We start from the raw sequence: 22,370 nt of genomic DNA on the forward strand, positions 1-22,370 counted from the left end.
AAGTTATTTTGTTAGTCTTGTATATCTAGCAATCATTGTTTCGTTGCCACTAGTTCCACCACAGTGAATATAGATAATAGGCTTTGTAAGTTTATGATGTTCATTTAATAATGCGCGCCAAGCTATAGGGTCGTATAGTAGCTCAAACTCAATTTCTGTCTGCTCTAGAAGCTTTTGGTATATTGCGTAATTTTGGGTATCTAGCTGCCCAAAATGAGTTTTAAAGCTTAAATTGAGAATTCTAGGATGATTTAAACTACTATCAATATCATTAAATTGATTTTTTAAGTATTTATTATCACCAACACACGCAATAGTGTAGACTTTGTTTGGTAGATACTTTTCAAGATATAATGCAGTTGTGCCAGTACCAGATGCCACAACGATACTATAATTATCAATATTATTTTCTAGACAGTACTTTTTGATTTCATTAGCACAGTCAGCTATGCCTTCTTCAGCGAGAGTATTTCTACCACCTTGATCAAAGAAATAAAGGCTATTGTCTATATTGTAATTCGTCTTTATATTTTTTAGCTTTAGAGAGCTTATAGTCTCAAATAACTGCATGCCATTTTCTATAGCTAGTTTTAGGTTGCCACTTTTTGCATTTTTAAGAAATTTTGGTAGTGGTTTTATCCAATAATGGAAATCCCAGCCTTTGATCTTAGCTAGCTGTGATAATGCCAGCATGAAATTAGATTGATTACCACCAAAAGATACAATAGTCTTGACGTGAGAGTATTTATCTGGATTTTTTAGAAGATAAGCTAGTTTTCTAGCCTTATTACCAGAGAAGATAGGGTGATTTAGATCATCTCTCATTACAATGAAATCTTTATTTTCAAAAGATATTTCTTGAAACAAGGAGAGCATTTAGGAAATTATTCTTCTAATAGTTCAAACTCATCCTTACCAACACCACAGTCAGGACATTCCCAATCTTCAGGGACATCTTCCCATTTAGTACCAGGTTCTATACCATCTTCTGGCCAACCTTCAGCTTCATCATAAATTAAACCACAAACGATACAAATGTATTTTCTATATTCCATAATTAACTCTAAAAAAATGATTAGTGAATAAAAAGTTGCAATATTTTAGCATTATAAAAATCGTATATCCAGTACCTTATTAAAACATTACAAAAGGTTATACTTAGATTCATCAATACCAATCTTACGTGATTTATTTGAAAAGAATACAATATTATTTTCAACGAAAAGATCTGTAATTTGTCTAGGTATATCTTTGTCTAAGTGTCTTCTAATGAGTCTATAGAAGGCATCTTGATTTGTTTCATTAAAGTGTTTTTTGAATGTTTTATTAACAACGCTTTCATGGCATGACAGGAATTTTTTGATACGTATTTTAGGATCAGTATTACTATTACCAGTGTCGCATTGGTTAGGAGCAGCAGTAGCTATATTGAATCCCTTACGTGTATAGTATGATGCAATACCTCTAAAAATTCGATCATTACTAAAAATTGTGATGCTAAGGTAAGTACGGAAATCACGATATCTTTCGACATACTCACCAACTTTAGCACAGATATAACCATCCATATTATCTTTGTTGCCTTCACCATAAATTATTGGTACAAGCTCAAAGTTATGATAGATTTGGGTTTTATTGAAGTTTGCTTCTAATTCTTGTGGATTTGTAAAGACAATTACTCTGTCAAAATTACCCTCAGAAATATGAGAGAAGTTGTTATAGTTTTCAGAATCAACTATTGCTAGTTTGAGATATTCCATAACTATTTGACTCCTTATCCTAGCGCTTATGGTATCTATTTTACCTCAAAAGCTATGATATTATCTATACTCTGCTAAAATTATACTAAATTAGTAAAGTATGGATTTTATGATTGATTTACAATATAGTTATACAGACTTATCTAATGAGTTTTATTCACAACAAAAAGTATACAGATATCCTGATGCAAAGTTACTGATTGTAAATGACTGTTTAGCCAAGGATTTAGGCTTAGATTTAGAAGGTAAATCAGCACAAGAGTTATTAAAAAAATTGTTATGGTATAGTAGTAAAAAGCCAATTTCACAAGCTTATGCTGGTCATCAGTTTGGTAATTTCACAATGTTAGGAGATGGTCGAGCTATCTTAATTGGTGAATATAAAAAACCAAATGGGGAGCTGGTTGATTTTCATCTAAAAGGAGCTGGCTTAACTAAGTTCTCTCGGGGTGGTGATGGTAAAGCAGCTTTAGCACCAATGCTTAGAGAATATATAATTAGTGAAGCTATGTATAATCTAGGCATATCTACTAGCCAGATTTTAGCTGTGATATCAACAGGTGAGAATATTCAAAGAAATAAATTACAACAAGGAGCAATAGCTCTTAGAGTTGCAAGTAGTCACATTAGAGTAGGTACTTTTCAGTATGCAGCTATGCTTGGTGAGAATTATAGCCAAGAGTTATTAGACTATACGATTGTTAGACATAATATTCCATACGCTGATAATAAAGCTTTGAGCTTACTTGACTATGTCATTGATAAACAGACAACTTTAATAACACAATGGGAAAGAGTAGGTTTTATTCATGGGGTTATGAATACTGATAATATGACTATTTCAGGCGAAACTATTGACTATGGACCTTGTGCATTCATGGATACTTATGATCCTGATACTGTTTTTAGTTCAATAGATCAAGATGGAAGATATGCGTTTGCTAATCAAGCATCAATCGCTGGCTGGAATATTGCAAGATTAGCAGAAAGTTTGTTGAAACTTATCTCAGAGGATGAGGAAAAAGCTATTGAATTAGCTCAAGATAAACTGCAAAGTTATTCGGAAATTTATAAGCAAAAATGGAGACAAATGTTTCTTAGTAAAATAGGTTTTAGTGTCAATAGCGAATACGATGATGAACTTATTTCCGGTTTGCTCATTGATATGTTTAAGCATAAGTTAGATTATACAAATACGTTCTATAATCTAAGCTATAAAAATTTTGATTACTTGCGGAATAAAGGCTTAAAAGATTGGTTAGATAAATATGTCAATTACGATATCAATTTTGAAAGTATGATGAAATCTAATCCAGTAATAATTCCGCGTAATCATCAAGTTGAAAAAGCACTTGAGTTTGCAGAAAATGGTAATTTTAGTATTCTTCAAAGTCTTCTGACAGCACTTGAAGCACCATATAAACTCAACGCGTTCACTAAGAAATATATGTCAGAGCCTTTAGAGCAAGAGAAAGTTAGATTTACTTTTTGTGGTACTTAAATAGTTTATTAAATATTAGCGTGTTAAGAAGCTTTGGTAGTTTTATCTACTATTACTGCTGTAGTCATGCTTCCATGTATATTTAGAGGTGTTCTAAAACTATCAATAAGAGCGTCTACGCCTAGTATTAAACCAATAATTTCCCATGGTAAATTAAAATATGTAAATACGACGCCAGCGGCTACATACGCAGTGCCAGGAATACCAGAAACACCTAGTGAAGCAAACATGCAGATTAGAGATATAGTAAGTATTGTTGCAAAATTTATATCCATACCTGTTGCAGACATAGCCATAATTGCTAATATTGCAGGAAATACTCCTGCACAACCATTCATGCCCATGGTGGTGCCCATAGTAGGTGCAAATGTAGAAATAGTCTCTGATAATCCATATCTGTTAAGACCATTTATAGATAGTGGTAGGGTACCCATACTTGATCTAGATGTAGCAGCTACAAGTAAAGCTCTCCATATACTTTTATAGAATTTTACTAAATTTGTACCGAATATCAGAAGCAATGCTATATGCATAAGTAAAACTATAAACATAGCTATATAACAAGCTAAAACAAAAGAAATAACTGCAGATATACTTCCTTTATCTAATTCAATACTCATTTGTATCATTAGTCCTAGCACTCCATAAGGTGTAGTTGCAATAACTAACTTTGCTAGTTTTTTGATTACAAAAAAAGCAGAATCAATAAAATTTATAAATGGATCAGCTAGCTTACTATCTTCACGATGAGCTATAAGCATTGAGAAACCAATTAATATAGCAAATATAACAACAGCAATAACATTATTTTTATCCATTTGTTGAAAAATATTATCCGGTAAGAAGCTTAGTATATTCTCAGATAGAGTGGCTGATTTCGCTTCTTTGGTTACTGCAGTCATTGAGCTAAGATCTATACCTTGACCAAGCTTCATTAAAATAGCAACTGTTGAGCCAATCGCAGCACTTATGCCAGTAAGAACAAGTAAAATTATGATTGTCTTTGTAGCAAGCTTTATTATATATGAGCTTTTATGGTTTCTTAGGTTTATTATTGAGTGAATAATTGATGTCAATACAATAGGGATAATTAACATTTTAAGTAAAGAGATATAACCATCACCTAAAATATTACTAATTTGTATGAAACTATTACTATAACTATTTGTCCAATTGTAAACAATGCCAATAATAATTCCTGTAACTAGTGCTAATATCGTTCTAAGGTTGAAGCTAACTTGCTTAACATGTAGATATATTAGAAGAGAGATTGATATTATAAGTAAAACCAACATATTTTTAACCTTATTATATAAAATTGTAGAGATGGATTTTAACATAGTTTACTAGATTGGTATACTACATACCTGGCATGAATTTTTCTTATCAAAAATTAATAACAATTGTCTATATTTGATAGATGTTTTTATTGTAAAAATAAAAAAAAGAAGCCTATAATTGATTACCTATAATTTTTACTTTATCAATTAATATGACAAAAACGCTTATGCATCAAGAAGCTAGTAGTAGTTTCGAAAAAGTTGCCAATCAACTTAAACTTAACAAAGATATCATTAAATCTATAGTCAAAACTCTTAAAGAAAAGAACATTAAAAGAGTTATTACTGTAGCAAGAGGAAGTTCTGATTGTGTGGCAAATTATGCAAAATATTTATTTGAGACTCAGTTTGGATTTAGTGTTTCTTCGCTACCACCTTCTGTAACGACTATTTATAATAAAAATATAGGCGATGAGCATACATTAGCTATAGGTATATCACAATCAGGTGGTAGCCCTGACTTGCGTCTAGCTCTTGAAGGTTGCAAGAAAGCAGGGTGTACTACACTAGCTATAGTCAACGTGGAAAAGTCATCTTTAGCAGACAGCGCAGATTTGGTCTTACCTGTGAGAGCTGATGCAGAAAATGCTGTTGCAGCAACCAAGAGTGTAATAACTTCATTAGTTGCACTAGTAAGTATTGTAGCTGAATATAATCAAGATCAAGCTCTTTTGGAAAGTTTGAATAGTTTCCCTGAAACACTGGAAACAAGTCTAAATTCTGATTGGACTCCAGCTATAGAAGAGCTTAAGAAAAGTAAAAACATGTTTGTCATCGGAAGAGGTTTTGGATTCCCGATAGTCCAAGAGATGGCTTTGAAATTCAAAGAAACATGTGGGATACATGCAGAAGCATTTAGTTCAGCCGAAGTATTACATGGTCCATTTGCTTTGATGAATCAGACTTTTACAACATTTACCATACTGCAACATGATGAGAGCGCTCAAGGTACACGTGATATAGTCAAGAGAATGACTGATTTAGGAGTTGGAACTGTTTTCGCTACAACAGATAATCAATCTGATGCAAAAGTTCATCTACATGTTAATGTAGCAACACATCCAATTCTTGAAACTGTAGTTATATTACAAAAATTCTATTTGATGGTTAATGATCTAGCATTGTCGTTAGGTTATAATCCGGATAGCCCTAGTAATCTAAAAAAAGTTACCGAAACAGTTTAGTTTAGGTATTTACTATAGTTTTATCTTTGAAGGAGAAAACAATGAAAGAAGCTAATAAGCTAAAGGTGTTTATGATTATATTTTTCTCAGCGATGGGTGGAATGTTATATGGTTATGACATCGGTATAATCGGAGGAGCTTTGCCTTTTATTAAATCTGAGTTAGGTATGACTGCTGCTCAAGAATCATTTTTAGGTGGTTCTGTGTTATTTGGAGGAGCTTTTGCAATTCTTATAGGTGGAGTATTAGCAGATATTTTTGGTAGAAAAAATATTATCACGGCATCTGGATTAATATTTGTAGTATCAGTATTTATGATTTACTTTGCTGAAAGTTATAATTTCTTACTTTTTTCGAGGTTGGTACAGGGTGTGGCTGTTGGTTTTATATCTATAACAGTTCCATTGTATTTAACAGAATCTGTGCCTAGCATGATTCGAGGATTGGCCGTTACATGTTTTCAGCTATTTCTCACAGCAGGTATATTAATATCTGTTGCTGTAAGTCTACTATTTATATCAACTGATCCTACAACTGGTTTAGAAACTGGTGATTGGAGAAATATGTTTCTTACAGCTTTAATCCCTGGCTTAATCGTATTCATAGGCGGTTTTCTTTTAATCAAGTCTCCTAGGTGGTTGATTATGAAAAATAGAGAACAAGAAGCAGAGAAGATTTTGACAGAAACAATAGGTGTAGAAGCAGCAAAACAGCAAATGCAAGAAGTTAAGGCTTTGATTGAAAAAACTAAGAATGAAGGTAGTTTATTATCAAGTCTTACTAAAAGACATTATTTGATGCCAATGCTTATAGTATTCTCTGTTGCTATTTTAGCTCAAATGACAGGGATTAATAGTATTTTGCAATATGCTCCAACAATGCTAAAAGAAACCGGCTTAGGTTCTGTCTATGCTGCTGTAGTTGGTGGTGTTGCAATCACAGGTCTTAATTTTGTTACAACAATTATAGCAGTAGCTATAGCAGATAAAATTGAAAGAAAATTTGTAATTACTTTTGGGACCTTAATGGTTTCTATTGTTTTACTGACTCTCGCTGTGCTTATGTATACGATGCCTGATACTTCAGCAAAAGGTATAGTTTTGCTTATAGGATTTATTTTATATATATTCTTTTTTGCAATTGGTCCAGGAGCGTATATATGGGTTATTATGTCTGAGCTTTTACCAACTAATATCAGAAGTAAAGGTTTAGCAGTGGCTCTATTCTTAAATAGTATGGCTTCTGCAATATTAGCTTCTTCAGTGATGCCTGTAACACAATATTTTAATGGAAATTATGGTGTGATTTTGGGTATATGCGGAGTATGTACTTTGGTGTATAGCTTTATAGCATTTAAATTTGTACCAAAAACAAATGGACGTACTCTAGAAGAAATCGAACAAGATTTCATTAAATAATTTTTTTACTCTATATTTTCTCTTATCTTTTATTTTCAATATATCAAATAGTTTAGATAATATCTCTAATAATTGTTATTATTTTAAATTAATTCAATTTGATATAAGGCATATATGAAAAAGAATTTAATAGCTGTATTACTTAGCTCTCAGTGTTTAATTGGTAGTGGATTTGCAACTGATTTTGATGTTCAAAAAATTCAAATAAAAAATATTAGTCAAAATAATCGTAATTTTGATATGAATATTGATGTCAAGATTAATCAAAATCAAACAGGAAATTGGCTTTTTGGTTTTTATATGCCGAGAACTTATAACTCATCTAAGGATGTAAATCCTGATCTTACTCTTAAGGTAACTGATTTAAGCACTAAAAAATCAGCAAATCTAAGTTATGTTAAAAAAGCAGACAATCTGACTACTATGCCGATCTATGCTGATGGTTATAGTAATTTGTTTAGAGCTACTACTGATTTTGAACTAGAGGCAGGGCATACATATAGATTTAATTTTGAGAATAATAACCTGTGGGTTCCTGGTAATATATCATCTCTTCCTCAAAGCTTCTTTTTGATTGACTCTAACGGTAATGTAATAACTTCCAATGCTAATCCAAATGCTTATATATCTAAAAATACTAAGGAAATCTCAAGCATTCAAGGCTATGATTCAGCTAAGATTGATATAGAAATCCAACAAAATTTACAATCATATATTGATAACTCAATTGCCAGTGATTCTTCAGAGTTTGCTAATCAATATCATCTGATACCAACTCCCCTAAGTATTAGTGATATTGGCTCAAAGCAAAATATAAATTTAGACAATGGAGTATATGTGGATGATTCTAATAGTAAGCAGAATATCAAATTGTTAAATCAATATTTTAAAACAGATAAGATTACAACTAATGACTTAAAAGTAGTTACTGATAAAAGTCATGCGAGCATTATTCTTGAAAAAGACTTATCTATTAAAAATAAAGAAGGCTATATTTTAAAAATAATTGATAATAAGATCTATATTAGATATCAGACAAATGCTGGTTTATTTTATGCTATCCAAACACTGAGAAACTTTTATCAAAAAGATAATGTTGGTAGTAAGAATACTAGTAATATATTGATACTTCCTCAAGTAACAATTAATGATCAACCAAGATTTCAGTATAGAGGTATATTGTTAGATGTCGCTAGACATTACTTTAGTGTTCAGACAATAAAAACACTAATTAATGCTATGGCAAGCCAAAAACTAAATACTTTACATATTCATTTTTCTGATGATGAAGGTTTTAGGCTAGCTCTAGATAGTGTAGATGTTAAAAGAGCCAGTACAAGAGGATATAATGACAACTCAATTATTCCGGCACAAATGTATCAACAAGCAAATTTAGATAAATCAAATTACTTTAATCAGAAAATAAAAGATAGCGATATTGTATCGCCTAATTACCCAACAGCTGCAACGATTTATGAGGGATATTATTCAAAAAAAGATATTCAAGAGATTATTAGTTATGCAAATGCTAGACAAATAACTATTATTCCTGAAATAGATCTACCAGGTCATGCTAAAGCATTAATTGATTCAGCATCTGATATATTTTTTAATAAATTTGATAAAAGTGACTATATAAGTGTACAAGGGTATTATGATGATGTTATACCAGTGTGTTTATATAACAAGTCAAATACTCAAGGAGAAAAGTTTACAGCTAAGATTGATCAGATTGTAACTGAGATATATAAACTTTTTGATAACCAAAATACAGTATATTTTGAGCCACAAATTAGTGTAGGTGGTGATGAAGTTTCCGCTGATGCCTGGACTAATGACTCAACATGTGAAAATCAAAAAGATTTAAATGCATTAGAAAAGTCGCATAAGTTTTTCAAAGAGTTGCAACAAAATACTAATCTAAGAATATCTGGATGGCAACAAACTGTCCAAAATGATCCTAATCGAAATTTAGCTGGAGGTATTGATAAAGACTCAATACCTTCTGAGAAAACCGGATATATTTGGGTTTGGAGTGCATTTAATAGCTCTGGATACAATGAAGCACAGCAACTAGCAAAGGCTGGTTACTCTACAGTATTAGCATATGCTGATGATACATATTTTGATTTATCATATAATCCAGATTTTTGGGAGCCTGGTTTTTACTGGGCTACTGAATATGCAGATACACATGCCGCTTTACATAGTGCTTTAGATTCAAAAACTACAATTACAAGTTTATCAACAAAAGACGCTAAAAATATAAAGGGTCTAGAGGGAGCTCTGTGGTCAGAGAATATTAATAATGCTAATCATTTATGGTATATGGCATTTCCGAAAATGACTGGTTTGGCTGAGGCATCATGGGCAGATCCAAATATTACTGTCAAAGATAAAAAAATAAACTGGAATAGTTTAGTATATAGGCTAGGAACTGATAACACTAAATTTTTGGGATACATAGATAGAATTATTAACCCAAGTAATGATAAAAAGATTATCTCTTACAGGGGATATCCTGAAGGAGTCTCTCAAGAATTACCTCGGAAATAATGAGTATGACTAGGCTGGATTATCTATATCTATAAATTTTGTATCTAAAGTAAACTCTTGTTTAAGCAAATTAGCAATAGCCTTTGCACCTTCTTTTTCTGTAGCGTGATGTCCTGCTGCGATATAGTTTATACCTAGTTCTCGAGCAGCATGAGTTGTTCTTTCAGAGATTTCTCCTGATATGAAAGTGTCAGCTCCTGCTTGATATGCATATTCAATATAGTCTTGTGCCCCACCAGTACAAATAGCTACTTTTTTATTTTGCTGTTTTGTAGAAATTACGGTTGGCTTTTTATCAAGTTTATTTTCTATTAAATTGCTAAAAGTATCTAAATCTAAATCACAGTTGCCTATCACTGAAATATCAGGCTTGGAACCTGTTTCAAAAAACTCTAGATTTGTAAGATTTAGTTTTTTTGCTAATAAGATATTATTACCAATTTTAGAATGTCCATCTAGAGGTAAGTGATAACCAAATAGGTGTATACCATTTTTTATAAGTTTTGAGATACGCTCATACTTCATACCTATGATAGGGTAACTTTCACCTTTCCAAAAATAACCATGATGTACAATAATAGCATCAGCATTCTCTTTTACAGCTTGGTCTATAAGTGCCTGACATGCTGTGACACCAGTGACAATCTTTTTGATATCTCTATCTCCTTGAATCTGTAGACCATTTGGGCAATAGTCCTTAAATTGAGCAATATCAAAGTAGTTATCTAAGTAATTTTCTAATTCTTTAAAGTTCATAGCTTATGAAAATTAATCTTTATGATGATATAATCTTACATTGTATACTTTTCGTGAAATTATTTAAAAATATAAATATAATTTTTTGGGTTCTTATATGAGTAAAACAAATGTTGTAAGAGTTGGAGATGTCTTAATTGGCGGAAATAATCCGGTTGTTGTCCAATCAATGACAGATACATATACTGCAGATATTGAAAAGACAGTTAAGCAAATTTTAGCTCTTCATAAAGCAGGTAGTGAGATAGTTAGAATTACCGTTAATGATGAGCCAGCTGCTGCCGCTGTGCTAGAGATTGTTAAAGAGTTGGTAAAGCATGATTGCTATGTACCTTTGGTTGGTGATTTTCACTATAATGGTCATACTCTACTTAGCAAATATCCAGAGTGTGCAAAGGCATTAGCAAAATATCGTATAAATCCAGGTAATGTGGGTTTTGGTAAAAAGAAAGATACTCAGTTTGCAGAGATTATCAAGATTGCCATTGCAAATGATAAGCCTGTTCGTATTGGAGTTAACTGGGGAAGTTTAGATCAGGCATTATTAGCTAGATTAATTGATGAGAATAATGCTCAAGAAAGTCCATTAACATTACAGCAAATAATGCATAAAGCGCTTATTACTTCGGCATTAGAGAGTGCAAAGTATGCACAAGAGCTTGGTCTAGCAAAAGATAAAATCATTATTTCATGTAAAGTTAGTGAAGTTCAAGACTTAGTCGCGGTGTATCAAAAGCTTGCTAAAGAGTGTGACTATGCTCTACACTTAGGGCTGACTGAAGCAGGTATGGGTACAAAAGGTATTGTTGCTAGTGCTGTTAGCTTGGGGATATTATTACAACAAGGTATAGGGAACACTATACGTGTATCATTGACTCCAGCACCAAATGCTCCACGTACAGAAGAGGTTAGAGTTTGTCGAGAGATTTTACAAAATCTTGGTATGCGAACATTCACTCCAAGTGTGACATCTTGTCCAGGCTGTGGAAGAACTACTAGCTCATTTTTTAGAGAGCTAACTAGTACAGTTAAAGATCATTTAGATGAAAAAATGCATACATGGAAAGACCAATATCATGGTGTTGAAGCTATGAAAGTAGCGGTAATGGGGTGTGTAGTAAATGGTCCAGGTGAGTCAAAAAATGCTGATATTGGTATTAGTTTACCAGGCAGTGGAGAGTCTCCTGTAGCACCAGTATTTATAGATGGCAAAAAAGCTCATACTCTCAGAGGTGATAATATCTCAAAAGAGTTTATAGAGATTGTCGAGAATTATGTTAAAAATCGTTACGCTAAAAAATAGGTAAGTTTAAGAGGATGTCAGTAGTTTTTGTAAATACGCCTTTTGCTAGACTTAAACTAGGTTATACAAATAATACTCAAGGCTTTAGTAAAGATAAATATGCTAAATTTAATCTAGCAAATAATGTTGGTGATAAGCATTTAGCTGTAGAAAAAAATCGTAATTCATTTAGATCGTACATCAACGCTGATATTAAATGGTTAAGGCAAAATCACACAAATATTGTCACATATTTTGAAGAATATAGTGGTGATTTTTGTGATGCTATAGTTACAGATAAGCCTAAGCAGGCTTGTGTAGTTTTGACAGCAGATTGCCTGCCCATAATACTTTTTGATAAAAAGATGACAAAAGTAGCTGCTATTCACGCTGGTTGGAGAGGTTTGTTGCAAGGAATATTAGAGCAGACTCTCAAAGAGTTTGTTGGCTTAGATCTAGTAGCTTGGTTTGGTCCTTGTATCTCTGGAAACTTCTATGAAGTAGGCTGTGATGTTCATGATAAATTTGTAGAGCAGCATGAAGCTTATGGACAAGCATTTCGCTCAAAAAGTGAAGATAAATATCTTTTTGATATGAAAATGGTAGCTCGACAAATATTAAATGATAATCACTGTTTTGATATAGTCGACTCTGGCTTATGTACTTACAGTAACAAAAGATTTTATTCTTATCGTAAAGAAGGTACTACAGGTAGACAAGCTACATTTGTATGGTTTGAATGAATTTAAATATATCTAATGGGGATAAAATGTCTGAAAAATTACAAGTTTTAAAAAGGTTGATGAAAGAGAAGGGCTATGATTTTTATCTAGTTCCATCTATAGATGATCATAATAATGAATATGTTCCAGAATGCTGGCAGTACCGTAGTTGGATTAGTGGGTTTGATGGCTCAGCAGGAGATGTGCTTGTAGGCTTAGATAGGTCTTATCTTTCTACAGATGGAAGGTACTTCACTCAAGCAGATTTTCAACTTGATAAAAATGAATTTGAACTATTGAAGCAAACAACTTTTTCTTCAAAAATAGAAGAGTGGCTTGAAGAAAATTTAGCTGGTAAAACACTTGCGATAGATCCAAAAAAAATAGGTATTACTAGAGCGGAAAATTTATTATCAATAGCAAAAAAAGTTGATGGTAAAATTGTTTTTGATAATACTAATCTGGTAGCTCAGGCTCAAAAAGAGCTTAATCAAGAAGTAGCATTGCCTAAAGAGAAAATATTTGCTCATGAGATTCAATATTCTGGTCAATCTGTTGATTCAAAGTTGAGAAATCTTAGAACATATTTGAAATCTATCAAAGCTGAGTGTTTGATAGAAACAAGCTTAGACTCAATTATGTGGACTTTAAACATAAGAGGTAGAGATATCAAAAATACGCCATTAGCAATTTGTTATATGGTGGTTACAGTTGAAAGTACTTTCTTGTATATTGATAAAGATAAAGTCACGGAAGATGTTCTAAGTGATTTTGAGCAAAACAATATTATTGTTCTGGATTATAAAGAGTTTTTTACAGATCTGAAAAAGTTTGCTGCAAAATTTGTTATTGATAGTAATATTGCAAGCTATGCTGTTAAGTTAGCAATCAAAGAAAATGAGCATAGTAAACTTATCGAAGATACTAGCCCAATAATTTTAAGTAAAGCTCTTAAAAATTCTGTAGAAATAAATGGATCAAAAGATGCTCATAAAAAGGATGCTGCAGCATTTATTTCGTGGTGGCATTGGATGGAGAACAACTATCAAGGGATAGATGAACTTGATGCGATGGCAAAGCTCAAAGAGTTTCGTGCTAAGCAAAAGGGTTATGTTGAAGATAGTTTCTCATATATTGTTGGTCATGCTGCTAATGGTGCGATTATTCATTATTCAGCTAAGAGAGAAGCAAATCTAAACAAAATTGATGATCAAGCACCTCTACTATGTGACTCTGGAGGTCAGTACAAAGAAGGAACAACTGATATTACTCGTGTACTTCACTTTGGTAGACCATCTAATGAACATAGAAGATACTATACATTAGTTTTAAAAGGTCATCTTGGTTTAGGCAGGGCAGTCTTTCCAAAAGGAACTACAGGATCTCACTTAGATATATTAGCACGTGAGCATTTATGGCATTTCTGTTCAGATTATGCTCATGGTACAGGTCATGGAGTTGGTAGTTTCTTAGGTGTGCATGAAGGTCCTCAACGTATAAACTCAGCTTCTAAAGTTGAGCTAATGCCTGGCATGATTCTAAGCAATGAACCAGGAGCATATTTTCCTGGTCAGTTTGGCATTAGAATTGAAAATTTGTGTTATGTAAAACAACGTAATCAAGATTCTCCTACAGGGCATGGACCTTTTTATTGTTTTGAGGATTTGACATTAGTACCTTATGAATATAAGTTGATTGAAACATGGATGCTAACTTATACCGAGAAAAAAACTATAAACAATTACTATAGTAGAATTAGAAAAGAAGTATTACCATTAATCGAAGATCAAGAAGTCAAAGATTTCTTATTATTCAAGACAAGACATATTAAATAGCTGAATAATTTTTTATTTCTAATATTTTTCAATTAATATAGATGAAAATTTCTAGTGATATTTTTGTGATAAAAAATAGGTAAACATGGCAGCAAAAAAGAAAAACTCTAACAAAGATAATAAGAAGTCAATTAGCTATGTAAAGATAGTATTATTTTTGGTATTAACTATTAGTGGAGGTTTTTCAGGACTTCTATTTGATAAGTTTGATATTAAAGAAAAATTTATAGATTTACGTTATAAAATATATAACTATTTTACTAGCGAGCCACTAAAGCAATATACTGCTAAAGATAATCAAAATATAATTGCAAAATTCTTTTCTGAAAGTGATAGTGCAAAAGGTCTGCAACAGCAAATAAATCAATTCGAGAACCTAAAGCAGTATCCGCCCGTTAGAACACTGCCTGCAGTGACTGATTATTGTCATGGTTTTTTGGCTTATGGTAATCCTAGTTATGATGTGACAGAAGGGTTAGGACAATCAAATCTCTATTTATGCCGTGATGGTTATGTGGTTGGATATAATTATCAGACTAAAGAGGCAAGCTGGGTAGCATTTAAGCTTACAAGGTCAAAAGTCGCTAATAAACTAAAAAGAGATGATAAATTTAAAGAGGATGGAGATATACCTTTTGTTTATCGAGCTACATTAGATGATTATTATCGTTCTGGTTATGATAGAGGACATTTGGCATCTTATGCTTCAATGGACTTTAGTAAAAAATCTGCTGATGAATCGTTTTTATTATCAAATATGTCTCCTCAAAAAGCCGGATTAAACAGGCAAGGTTGGGAGAGATTGGAAACAGATGAGCGAATTTGGGCAAATATGTATGATTCAATCTATGTATATACAGGTCCTATATATAAGAAACAGAAAATACATAAAACAATAGGTGATAATAAGATAGCGGTGCCGGATTACTTCTTTAAGATAATATATGTACCTTCTAAAAATCAAGCCATAGCTTTTGTAATGCCTAATGCAAGAGTTGAGAAGACAAAGATTGCAAATTATAGAGTATCAATCAAAGACATTGAACAACGAACTGGATTATATTTCTTGACTAATATTCAAGATAGGGGTTCCGTTGTAAATAATGTCTCTTCTATGTGGCGTACATCTTATTTATAGCTATTATTTAATAGACTATCTGCAATGAGCTTAGATGCTTGCTGAATAATTTTTTCATTACTTGGAGCTTTTACATCACTAGGATTTGTATATAAAACACTTAGAGCAAAAGGTTGTTTATCCTGTGGCCAAATTATCGCTACATCATTAGTAGCTGCATACTCTCCACAAGTTCCTGTCTTATCACCAATTATCCAATTTTTAGGCATACTGTAAGCTATTCTATTTGCACCAGTATTATTTTTTTGTAAATATCTTATAAAAATTTCACGATGTTTTTTATCTAAAATATTACCAAATGCTAGATTATAGATATCTTGAGTTATAGCTTTAGGTGTTGTTTTGTTGATATCGCTATCTAGTTTTGTGCGGTTAATTTCAGGCTCATCATTCTTGATAATAGTATCTTTATCTCCAAGCTTTGCTACCAGTTTATTAAGGTTTTCCAAGCCCCCAATCTCTCTAACAAGGATATTAGCAGCAGGATTATCACTTAGAATAGCTGCGTAATTGAGTTGTGATATTGTCAAGGTTTTACCAATATTTTTGCCTGTTACTGGAGCATAACCTAGAGTACCAATATCGTCTTGTGTTATTAGAATTTGTTTATCCAAAAAACCTTTGTGTTGCATATCATATTCTAGAACTGCACCAACTAATAAAAATTTAAAAACACTACAAATTGGGAAGTGATAATTTTCATTGTAGCTGATATTAGTTTTATCATCTGTATTGACGGTGTATATTCCGAGTTTACCATGATATTTATCTTCCAAATTCTTAAAAGAGTCATCTATAGTAGTGTTTGCTAGTAAAAATGTTGGAATTAAGGATAAAGATGTAAATAGTAGGCGTTTCATTTGAGTTTAACATATTGTCATGAACCAGTAGTTAGAGTTTATAGAAGAGTTGTATTAAACAAAAATTTTTATATAGCAAGTATTTATCTTTTTTTAAAGTCGGACAAGGAATATCTAAATGTTTATAAGGTATCCTTTACAGGAGAAAAGTATAATTATTTGCGTATTCGTCAGGTGTTTATCACTTTTAATTTTAAGATATCATATAATACTACCGACGTAGTTACGCTATCATAAATATGGTAAAAAAATTTTTGAGAAATTAACTTAGAAAAAGTTTTACTTAATTATTACAGTATACTTCAACATGTCTTGGTGTATAAATTGCTAAAGTTGCGTAAGACCACACTACATCACTAGTCGTTTGTATGGAACCAACTTTTGCAATATGATCTGCACCCTTACATATAGATGTTGCATCATAGTCTGTAGATTCACCAAATCCGAAGAAAAAATCATCTTGCTTTGAAAATGTTGGCTTTTCTGGCGCTGTAGTTTGAAACATAGCTTCTTGGCTTGCACAACCTGTTAGAATCAAACAGCTTAAAAATATACTAGCTATTTTCTTAAAGTTTTTTAGCATTTTTTCTTCACAATATATTTTAACTTCATCCATGTTTATGAGTATAGATCTTACAAACTTAAATAAGATAAGGGGGCGTCCTGGATAACTAAGTTATGTTAGGATAGTTTTGATGAGAAGAAGTAGGTTAAGTTTATACAAACAAGAAAAGTTAATAGAATTATTTATAGCTGGAAGTAGGGCATGAACTGCATCAGAATTAGTATCAGTAAATAAAACTTCAGCTCTATTATTTTCATAGATTAAGATTGCTTATTTATTAAAACAGAGAGCATTTAAAAATGTTTGATAGAGAAGTTAAAGTAGATGAAAGTTACTTTTGCAGGAACTCGTAAAGGAAAATGAGGTAGAGGGGCTGGTGGTAAAGTTCCTGTATTTGGTTTACTTAAACGCAATGGGAATGTATACATAGTAATTATTTCGGATACTAAGAGTGATACTTTATTACCAAAAAATAGAGAAAAGCTTAGGCATGATAGTATTTTTAGATGTATCTGAGTTTAAACATTACAAAATTAATCATAGTAAGTTATTTGCTAAAAAGTATAATCACATAAATGGCATAGAGAATTTTTGGAATCAAGCAAAGAGACATTTGATGAAATTTAATGGTATTCCTAGATAACATTTTCACTTGTTTTTTGAAGGAATGTGAGTAGAGCTTTAACCACAGTGATTCTAAAGCTGATTAGATATTGGGTTAGAGAGACTTTAAATTAAACTTATCTAGGACAGTCCCTTAAATTCTGATACATTTATAAAAATGCTGCAAATCTTTTATTAGTATATAATATACTATATAATCTTTGTTTAAAAAAAAAGTTCGTTATAAATGAAATTTTCTAAAGTATTGTTTTACTTATTTACTATATCATCAGTCACTTCACTGACATCTTGCGAATCAATCAAAGATGCTTATCAAACTTATTATAAAAATATAGGAAGTTCCGATATTACTTCAAAATCTATATATACTTGCTCGAAATATGAAGTTGGTAGTGTAATTAAAAATAGTTTTGGAAATAGCTATACTCTTGTTGTAGGTAATATTTCTATTAGAGATGGATATGTTATTAACTTATTAACAAAAAATATATCTTTTAATTATGAAAACCATAATATTAATCATGTTTGTACCTCTCATGTTACAGATATGAGTTATTTATTTGATGGTGCTGAGGAAATAAGTTCGAATATAACTGATTTTGATACATCGAAAGTGAAGAATATGAGTTATATGTTTGCTAATACTAGAAACTTCAATCAGCCTATTGGTAGTTGGGACACCTCTAAGGTAGAAAATATGGATCATATGTTTTATAGAGCAAGAAGTTTTAATCAGCCTATTGGTAATTGGAAGGTATTTAATGTTAAAAATATGGATTATATGTTTGCTGGTACATATAAGTTTAATCAACCTATAAATGGATGGAATGTTCTGAATGTATTAGATTACTCTCACTTTATTTCAGCAACATCAGCATTAAATCCTCAGTATAAGCCTAATTTTGTAGTTTATGACTTTTCAATAGGTTTAAAAAAATAATAATCATATCTCGCAAAAACAGATTATTTATATTCTGAAGCATAAAATATTTAAAAGATAAGAGTTCTTATAGGGTATTTTTTTATAGGAAAATAAATTATTTCTTTTGTGATTTCTCTTTGAGAATTATACCAGCTATTACACTGAATATTATTAGTAACCATATTAATGACATACCAACTTTCATCCAAATAGAATGATAATCATTGAGGTAAACCGTTTGCTCAAGAGAGGTACGAGTATCTTTAGGTAGTTCTTTGACAATTATTCCATCTGAATTAATAACAGCTGTAATACCATTGCTTGTAGTTGTAAGAACATATTTGTTATTCTCTATAGCTCTTACTTGAGATATCTGTAGCTGTTGCTCACGTGCTATCGAGTCACCAAACCACGAATCATCGCTTATTATAGAAATAAGATTAGCACCTTGTAGTTGATCTCGAACCTGTTCAGGATATGCAACTTCATAGCAAATAAAGTTAGCAATAGGCGAGCCAAAGGCTGTCATAATAGGTTGTATATTATCACCAGCATTAAAACTACTAAGACCAACACTATCTACATATCCAAAAAACTTAATTGGAAAATATTCACCAAATGGGACTAAGTGATGTTTATTATAAACGCCTTCACCTTTACCAATAATGATAGAGCTATTATAAATTTTGGTTCCACCAGCTGATTGATCAGCACTTAAAGATCCTATAAGCATAGCATTATTATTTTTATTTGCAGATGTTGTAAGATTTCTAAAATATTCACTCATGAATTGTCGATAATTAGGGATAGCATTTTCGGATAGTATTATTAAGGAATCTTTGTATTTAGATGCAGCTTGTTGATAGTACTTTTGCATTTTTGCAAAGTTATCACGATCCCATTTAAACCCTTGGACAAAATCGCCCTGGATCAAAACTACTTTTTGAGGTTGATTCGTTTGAATTTCAGGTTGATTGTGTTTAATAAGATAACCACCTAAATATAACGCTACTATAATAGCTACAACACTAATTATCTTCTTAGTAGAAGTGTTGTTACAGATGAAAAAGGCTATTAGACAAGCAATCAAAGCAACTATATAGCTTACTAAATAAACACCTCCAATATTTGCATACCAAATTAGAGGTGATTCTGTCTGTGAGTAACCGAGAGAAACCCAAGGAAACCCTCCCCATAGAAGGTTTGCTTTGACAATCTCAAATAGTGTCCACAATGCAGGATAAATTAATAGCTTAGAAAAGTTATTAGCTTTACGTGTGAGAATATGACTAAAAACACCAAAAGGTATTATATGTAGGAAGCTAAGTAAAATTACTAATGCAATAGCAGCAGATAGTCCAGCAGCTACTGATTCGGTAAATAGATGAATACTTATATATACCCAAGATATACTAGTACCAAAGAATCCTATTCCAAATAATGCAGATGTGAAAAAAGCATCACGAATTCTAACTGATCTATTCAGTAAATAAAAAAAAGTTACTAAAGCTACAACAGCTAATACATCAATGCGAAATGGAGCAAAAGCTAACGTTAGTAAGGCACCACTTAATACTGGTGGAGTGATTTTTAGAATAATTTTTTTCATTACTTTTTAAACTTTTCGACTAAAATTTTAATGATTTTTCTATTATCTGCTTCTTGTACTATAAATTTCAAGCCATCAACAACAATACTATCGCCTTTTTCAGGTAATCTTTCTAACGTCTGAATTATCATCCCAGCAATAGTGTCATAATCACCATCATCATCTATCGAGGTTGCAAAATATTCGTTGAAATCTTCAATTGATGTTGTAGCATCAATTATAAACTTATCATCAGCTATTTTGATAATATTTTGACTAGAAATATCAAACTCATCTTCTATATCTCCAACAATTTCTTCTAAGACATCTTCGATTGTTATTAGTCCAGAAATTGCGCCATACTCATCAACAACAATAGCAATATGATTTTGACTATTTTTAAAGTCTTTTAGCATCGCATTAAGTTTTTTTGTTTCTGGTATAAAAATAGCAGGGCGAAGTATAGTTTTGATATCTTCTGCTTTTAACTCCTCATCATCAGATGATTCAATTTCTTTTTCAAAAATTAGTTTTAATAGATCTTTAGAATGCAAAATTCCTAGAACTTCAGATTTGTCTTTACAGTATACTGGTAAACGTGTGTGACTGGAGTTTATAGTCTTTTCTAAAATTTCATTTATAGACATTGACATATCTATAGCAACTATTTTAGTATGTGAAATCATAATATCACCCACATCTAAAGATGATATTTTCATAGCACCAATTAGCATATTTTGTGATGTTTTATCAATAACTTCATTATCTGCTGCTCTATTAATAGCATCAATAAGGGCATCTTCATTTTTAATATTAAAAATACTCGATGTAAGTTTTTTTATAAAATGATTATTTTCTGACATTTGAGTTCTCTTGTTCAATATACGGATTTGCTATATCTAGCTTAGCTAATAGCTCAATTTCTAAGCCTTCCATTTCTTCGGCTTCATGATCAGTAATATGATCATAACCTAGTAAGTGTAATAATCCATGGATAAAAATATGCTGCCAGTGATGATCTAGCTTTTTATTTTGGTCTAGAGCCTCTTTCTGAAGTACTTCCGGAGCTATAACAATATCTCCCCAAAAGTCATTAGCTATATCTTCAGGTAATCCTTCAGGTTTTTCAAATTCAAAAGAGATAATATTTGTCGGCTTGTCTTTATTACGAAATTGTTTGTTAATTTGCTGTATCTCATGATTTGATACAATGTTCACGTTCACTTCAGCTTGCGAAATATTATGTTTATTAGCTACGAGAGCAAAACATTTTTCTAGTAAATCTTGATTAGGTATGGGGTGTTCGTCATCATTGATGACATTTAAATTTAGACTATCCATTTTTAGTATTCTCTTCATGCTTGTCATAAGCATTTACAATTTTTTGAACTATTTGATGGCGTACAATATCTACTGATTTAAGATATGTAATAGCTACTCCATCAATATTATCAAGAATTGATAGGGCGTGTCTTAGGCCAGAAGTTACATTCTTAGGTAAGTCAACCTGAGTTATATCTCCTGTTATGACAGCAGTAGTATTAAAACCAATTCTTGTCAGAAACATTTTCATTTGTTCTTTAGTAGTATTTTGACTTTCATCAAGGACTATAAAAGAATCATTAATGGTTCTACCACGCATATATGCTAAAGGTGCTATCTCAATGGCTTGTTTTTCTATTAGTTTAGTTACTTTTTCGACACCCATAAAATCAAACAAGGCATCGTACATTGGACGTAAATAAGGGTCAATTTTTTGCGTTAAATCACCAGGTAGAAAGCCTAGCTTTTCACCCGCTTCAACAGCAGGTCGAACAAGTACTATTCTTCTAACTTCACCTCTTTCATAGGCAGACACAGCACAAGCAATAGCCATATAAGTTTTACCAGTACCTGCAGGACCAACCCCGAATGTAACAAAATTATTTTTGATATTATCTAAATAAATTGCTTGGTTTTGTGTACGTGCTTTGAGTTTTTTACTTCTTAATTGAACTTCAGCTTCTTCAACTTTCTTTTGAGATTTATTGCTTGAAGCTATTTTTTCTTTTGCAGTAGCGTTTAGAATTGTTGTGATTTGTTCTAAATCAAGCTCAGTATTTCCAGCTAAAATTTCAGCATAACATGACTTGATAAATCTTTTTGCTTGAGTATTGTTAGCACTTGATTCACTTGTTATCTCAAATTCATCAGAACGATGCTTAATTTCAACAGTGAAGTAATTTTCAATCGCACGAATATTTTCATCAAGATTGCCACAAAGTAGCATCATAGCATCGTAATTATAAGGCTCTAGAACAAATTGAGTTTTATTCATAA

At 31.7% G+C, this 22,370-nt stretch carries 19 protein-coding genes and 2 pseudogenes; 10 read left to right on the plus strand and 11 right to left on the minus strand.

Annotated features, from left to right (window positions below):
* Window positions 1–3: 3 nt before the first annotated feature.
* From F7308_RS05985 to F7308_RS05995, 3 genes are all read right to left on the minus strand, one after another.
* On the minus strand, window positions 4–876 hold the full coding sequence (locus F7308_RS05985; RefSeq protein ID WP_041263723.1) for a 1-aminocyclopropane-1-carboxylate deaminase: 873 nt from the start codon (window positions 874–876) through the stop codon (window positions 4–6).
* 8 nt (window positions 877–884) lie between these two features.
* Window positions 885–1,055 (minus strand): rubredoxin, encoded by a 171-nt coding sequence (locus F7308_RS05990; RefSeq protein WP_013922958.1) that lies wholly within the window; start codon window positions 1,053–1,055, stop codon window positions 885–887.
* Between the two features lie 87 nt (window positions 1,056–1,142).
* Window positions 1,143–1,760 (minus strand): PIN domain-containing protein, encoded by a 618-nt coding sequence (locus F7308_RS05995; protein ID WP_013922959.1) that lies wholly within the window; start codon window positions 1,758–1,760, stop codon window positions 1,143–1,145.
* Window positions 1,761–1,869: 109 nt separating this feature from the next.
* Between F7308_RS05995 and F7308_RS06000 the strand changes: the two genes are divergently transcribed.
* Window positions 1,870–3,261 carry a protein adenylyltransferase SelO gene (locus F7308_RS06000; protein WP_041263932.1) on the plus strand — a complete coding sequence of 464 codons (1,392 nt, stop codon included), beginning with the start codon at window positions 1,870–1,872 and terminating at the stop codon, window positions 3,259–3,261.
* A 23-nt stretch (window positions 3,262–3,284) separates the two neighbouring features.
* On the opposite strand, the gene F7308_RS06005 is transcribed toward F7308_RS06000, so the two are convergent.
* Entirely contained in the window at window positions 3,285–4,556 is a 1,272-nt protein-coding gene (locus F7308_RS06005) for a dicarboxylate/amino acid:cation symporter (RefSeq protein ID WP_013922961.1), read from the minus strand.
* A gap of 197 nt (window positions 4,557–4,753) precedes the next feature.
* Here F7308_RS06005 and F7308_RS06010 point away from each other — a divergent pair, with 197 nt between their 5' ends.
* From F7308_RS06010 to F7308_RS10495, 3 genes and pseudogenes are all read left to right on the plus strand, one after another.
* Entirely contained in the window at window positions 4,754–5,785 is a 1,032-nt protein-coding gene (locus F7308_RS06010) for an SIS domain-containing protein (RefSeq protein WP_041263725.1), read from the plus strand.
* 41 nt (window positions 5,786–5,826) lie between these two features.
* Window positions 5,827–7,203, plus strand: a complete 1,377-nt coding sequence (locus F7308_RS06015; RefSeq protein ID WP_013922963.1) for a sugar porter family MFS transporter — start codon at window positions 5,827–5,829, stop codon at window positions 7,201–7,203.
* Between the two features lie 423 nt (window positions 7,204–7,626).
* Window positions 7,627–9,516, plus strand: a pseudogene (locus tag F7308_RS10495) (family 20 glycosylhydrolase); the annotation flags it as partial.
* Between the two features lie 252 nt (window positions 9,517–9,768).
* On the opposite strand, the gene F7308_RS06025 reads toward F7308_RS10495, so the two are convergent.
* Entirely contained in the window at window positions 9,769–10,515 is a 747-nt protein-coding gene (locus tag F7308_RS06025) for a Nif3-like dinuclear metal center hexameric protein (RefSeq protein WP_013922965.1), read from the minus strand.
* A 97-nt stretch (window positions 10,516–10,612) separates the two neighbouring features.
* Here F7308_RS06025 and ispG point away from each other — a divergent pair, with 97 nt between their 5' ends.
* The 4 genes from ispG (at window position 10,613) to F7308_RS06045 (ending at window position 15,492) form a co-directional block, all read left to right on the plus strand.
* Window positions 10,613–11,818 (plus strand): flavodoxin-dependent (E)-4-hydroxy-3-methylbut-2-enyl-diphosphate synthase, encoded by a 1,206-nt coding sequence (ispG, locus tag F7308_RS06030; RefSeq protein ID WP_013922966.1) that lies wholly within the window; start codon window positions 10,613–10,615, stop codon window positions 11,816–11,818.
* 14 nt (window positions 11,819–11,832) lie between these two features.
* Window positions 11,833–12,540, plus strand: a complete 708-nt coding sequence (gene pgeF, locus F7308_RS06035; RefSeq protein ID WP_013922967.1) for a peptidoglycan editing factor PgeF — start codon at window positions 11,833–11,835, stop codon at window positions 12,538–12,540.
* A gap of 26 nt (window positions 12,541–12,566) precedes the next feature.
* Entirely contained in the window at window positions 12,567–14,354 is a 1,788-nt protein-coding gene (locus F7308_RS06040; protein WP_198006043.1) for an aminopeptidase P family protein, read from the plus strand.
* An 85-nt stretch (window positions 14,355–14,439) separates the two neighbouring features.
* Entirely contained in the window at window positions 14,440–15,492 is a 1,053-nt protein-coding gene (locus F7308_RS06045; RefSeq protein ID WP_013922969.1) for a DNA/RNA non-specific endonuclease, read from the plus strand.
* On the opposite strand, the gene bla is transcribed toward F7308_RS06045, so the two are convergent.
* Together bla and F7308_RS06055 are read right to left on the minus strand one after the other, a co-directional pair.
* On the minus strand, window positions 15,483–16,352 hold the full coding sequence (gene bla / locus F7308_RS06050) for a class A beta-lactamase (RefSeq protein WP_013922970.1): 870 nt from the start codon (window positions 16,350–16,352) through the stop codon (window positions 15,483–15,485). The two genes, F7308_RS06045 and bla, sit on opposite strands and share 10 nt — an antisense overlap.
* A 283-nt stretch (window positions 16,353–16,635) precedes the next feature.
* Window positions 16,636–16,968 carry a Bor/Iss family lipoprotein gene (locus tag F7308_RS06055; RefSeq protein WP_013922971.1) on the minus strand — a complete coding sequence of 111 codons (333 nt, stop codon included), beginning with the start codon at window positions 16,966–16,968 and terminating at the stop codon, window positions 16,636–16,638.
* Between the two features lie 79 nt (window positions 16,969–17,047).
* Here F7308_RS06055 and F7308_RS06060 point away from each other — a divergent pair.
* Together F7308_RS06060 and F7308_RS06065 are read left to right on the plus strand one after the other, a co-directional pair.
* Window positions 17,048–17,594, plus strand: a pseudogene (locus F7308_RS06060) (IS1595 family transposase).
* Between the two features lie 173 nt (window positions 17,595–17,767).
* The gene (locus tag F7308_RS06065; RefSeq protein WP_013922973.1) at window positions 17,768–18,481 is read left to right on the plus strand and encodes a BspA family leucine-rich repeat surface protein; all 714 of its coding nucleotides are present in this window, start codon (window positions 17,768–17,770) and stop codon (window positions 18,479–18,481) included.
* A 97-nt stretch (window positions 18,482–18,578) separates the two neighbouring features.
* On the opposite strand, the gene lnt is transcribed toward F7308_RS06065, so the two are convergent.
* Genes lnt through F7308_RS06085 form a run of 4 tightly spaced genes read right to left on the minus strand, consistent with a single transcriptional unit; the run spans window position 18,579 to window position 22,368 of the window.
* Window positions 18,579–20,072 (minus strand): apolipoprotein N-acyltransferase, encoded by a 1,494-nt coding sequence (gene lnt, locus F7308_RS06070; RefSeq protein ID WP_013922974.1) that lies wholly within the window; start codon window positions 20,070–20,072, stop codon window positions 18,579–18,581.
* Window positions 20,072–20,914, minus strand: a complete 843-nt coding sequence (locus F7308_RS06075) for an HlyC/CorC family transporter (RefSeq protein ID WP_013922975.1) — start codon at window positions 20,912–20,914, stop codon at window positions 20,072–20,074. The genes lnt and F7308_RS06075 overlap by 1 nt, the downstream gene beginning before the upstream one ends.
* A complete protein-coding gene (gene ybeY, locus F7308_RS06080; RefSeq protein WP_013922976.1) occupies window positions 20,901–21,392 on the minus strand; it encodes an rRNA maturation RNase YbeY in 492 nt (163 codons plus the stop codon). The genes F7308_RS06075 and ybeY overlap by 14 nt, the downstream gene beginning before the upstream one ends.
* Entirely contained in the window at window positions 21,385–22,368 is a 984-nt protein-coding gene (locus F7308_RS06085) for a PhoH family protein (RefSeq protein ID WP_013922977.1), read from the minus strand. Before F7308_RS06085 ends, ybeY begins: the two co-directional genes overlap by 8 nt.
* Window positions 22,369–22,370 lie beyond the last annotated feature (2 nt).

The sequence above is a fragment of the Francisella salina genome, assembly GCF_000219045.1.
In the GTDB taxonomy this organism is placed as follows: Bacteria; Pseudomonadota; Gammaproteobacteria; order Francisellales; family Francisellaceae; genus Francisella; species Francisella salimarina.

What these genes read in the sequence shown, in the direction of transcription:
- F7308_RS05985 (WP_041263723.1), bottom strand. Translation starts at nt 876, where the DNA reads ATGCTCTCCTTGTTTCAAGAAATATCTTTTGAAAATAAAGATTTCATT.
- F7308_RS05990 (WP_013922958.1), bottom strand. Translation starts at nt 1,055, where the DNA reads ATGGAATATAGAAAATACATTTGTATCGTTTGTGGTTTAATTTATGAT.
- F7308_RS05995 (WP_013922959.1), bottom strand. Translation starts at nt 1,760, where the DNA reads ATGGAATATCTCAAACTAGCAATAGTTGATTCTGAAAACTATAACAAC.
- F7308_RS06000 (WP_041263932.1), top strand. Translation starts at nt 1,870, where the DNA reads ATGATTGATTTACAATATAGTTATACAGACTTATCTAATGAGTTTTAT.
- F7308_RS06005 (WP_013922961.1), bottom strand. Translation starts at nt 4,556, where the DNA reads ATGTTGGTTTTACTTATAATATCAATCTCTCTTCTAATATATCTACAT.
- F7308_RS06010 (WP_041263725.1), top strand. Translation starts at nt 4,754, where the DNA reads ATGACAAAAACGCTTATGCATCAAGAAGCTAGTAGTAGTTTCGAAAAA.
- F7308_RS06015 (WP_013922963.1), top strand. Translation starts at nt 5,827, where the DNA reads ATGAAAGAAGCTAATAAGCTAAAGGTGTTTATGATTATATTTTTCTCA.
- F7308_RS06025 (WP_013922965.1), bottom strand. Translation starts at nt 10,515, where the DNA reads ATGAACTTTAAAGAATTAGAAAATTACTTAGATAACTACTTTGATATT.
- ispG (WP_013922966.1), top strand. Translation starts at nt 10,613, where the DNA reads ATGAGTAAAACAAATGTTGTAAGAGTTGGAGATGTCTTAATTGGCGGA.
- pgeF (WP_013922967.1), top strand. Translation starts at nt 11,833, where the DNA reads ATGTCAGTAGTTTTTGTAAATACGCCTTTTGCTAGACTTAAACTAGGT.
- F7308_RS06040 (WP_198006043.1), top strand. Translation starts at nt 12,567, where the DNA reads ATGTCTGAAAAATTACAAGTTTTAAAAAGGTTGATGAAAGAGAAGGGC.
- F7308_RS06045 (WP_013922969.1), top strand. Translation starts at nt 14,440, where the DNA reads ATGGCAGCAAAAAAGAAAAACTCTAACAAAGATAATAAGAAGTCAATT.
- bla (WP_013922970.1), bottom strand. Translation starts at nt 16,352, where the DNA reads ATGAAACGCCTACTATTTACATCTTTATCCTTAATTCCAACATTTTTA.
- F7308_RS06055 (WP_013922971.1), bottom strand. Translation starts at nt 16,968, where the DNA reads ATGGATGAAGTTAAAATATATTGTGAAGAAAAAATGCTAAAAAACTTT.
- F7308_RS06065 (WP_013922973.1), top strand. Translation starts at nt 17,768, where the DNA reads ATGAAATTTTCTAAAGTATTGTTTTACTTATTTACTATATCATCAGTC.
- lnt (WP_013922974.1), bottom strand. Translation starts at nt 20,072, where the DNA reads ATGAAAAAAATTATTCTAAAAATCACTCCACCAGTATTAAGTGGTGCC.
- F7308_RS06075 (WP_013922975.1), bottom strand. Translation starts at nt 20,914, where the DNA reads ATGTCAGAAAATAATCATTTTATAAAAAAACTTACATCGAGTATTTTT.
- ybeY (WP_013922976.1), bottom strand. Translation starts at nt 21,392, where the DNA reads ATGGATAGTCTAAATTTAAATGTCATCAATGATGACGAACACCCCATA.
- F7308_RS06085 (WP_013922977.1), bottom strand. Translation starts at nt 22,368, where the DNA reads ATGAATAAAACTCAATTTGTTCTAGAGCCTTATAATTACGATGCTATG.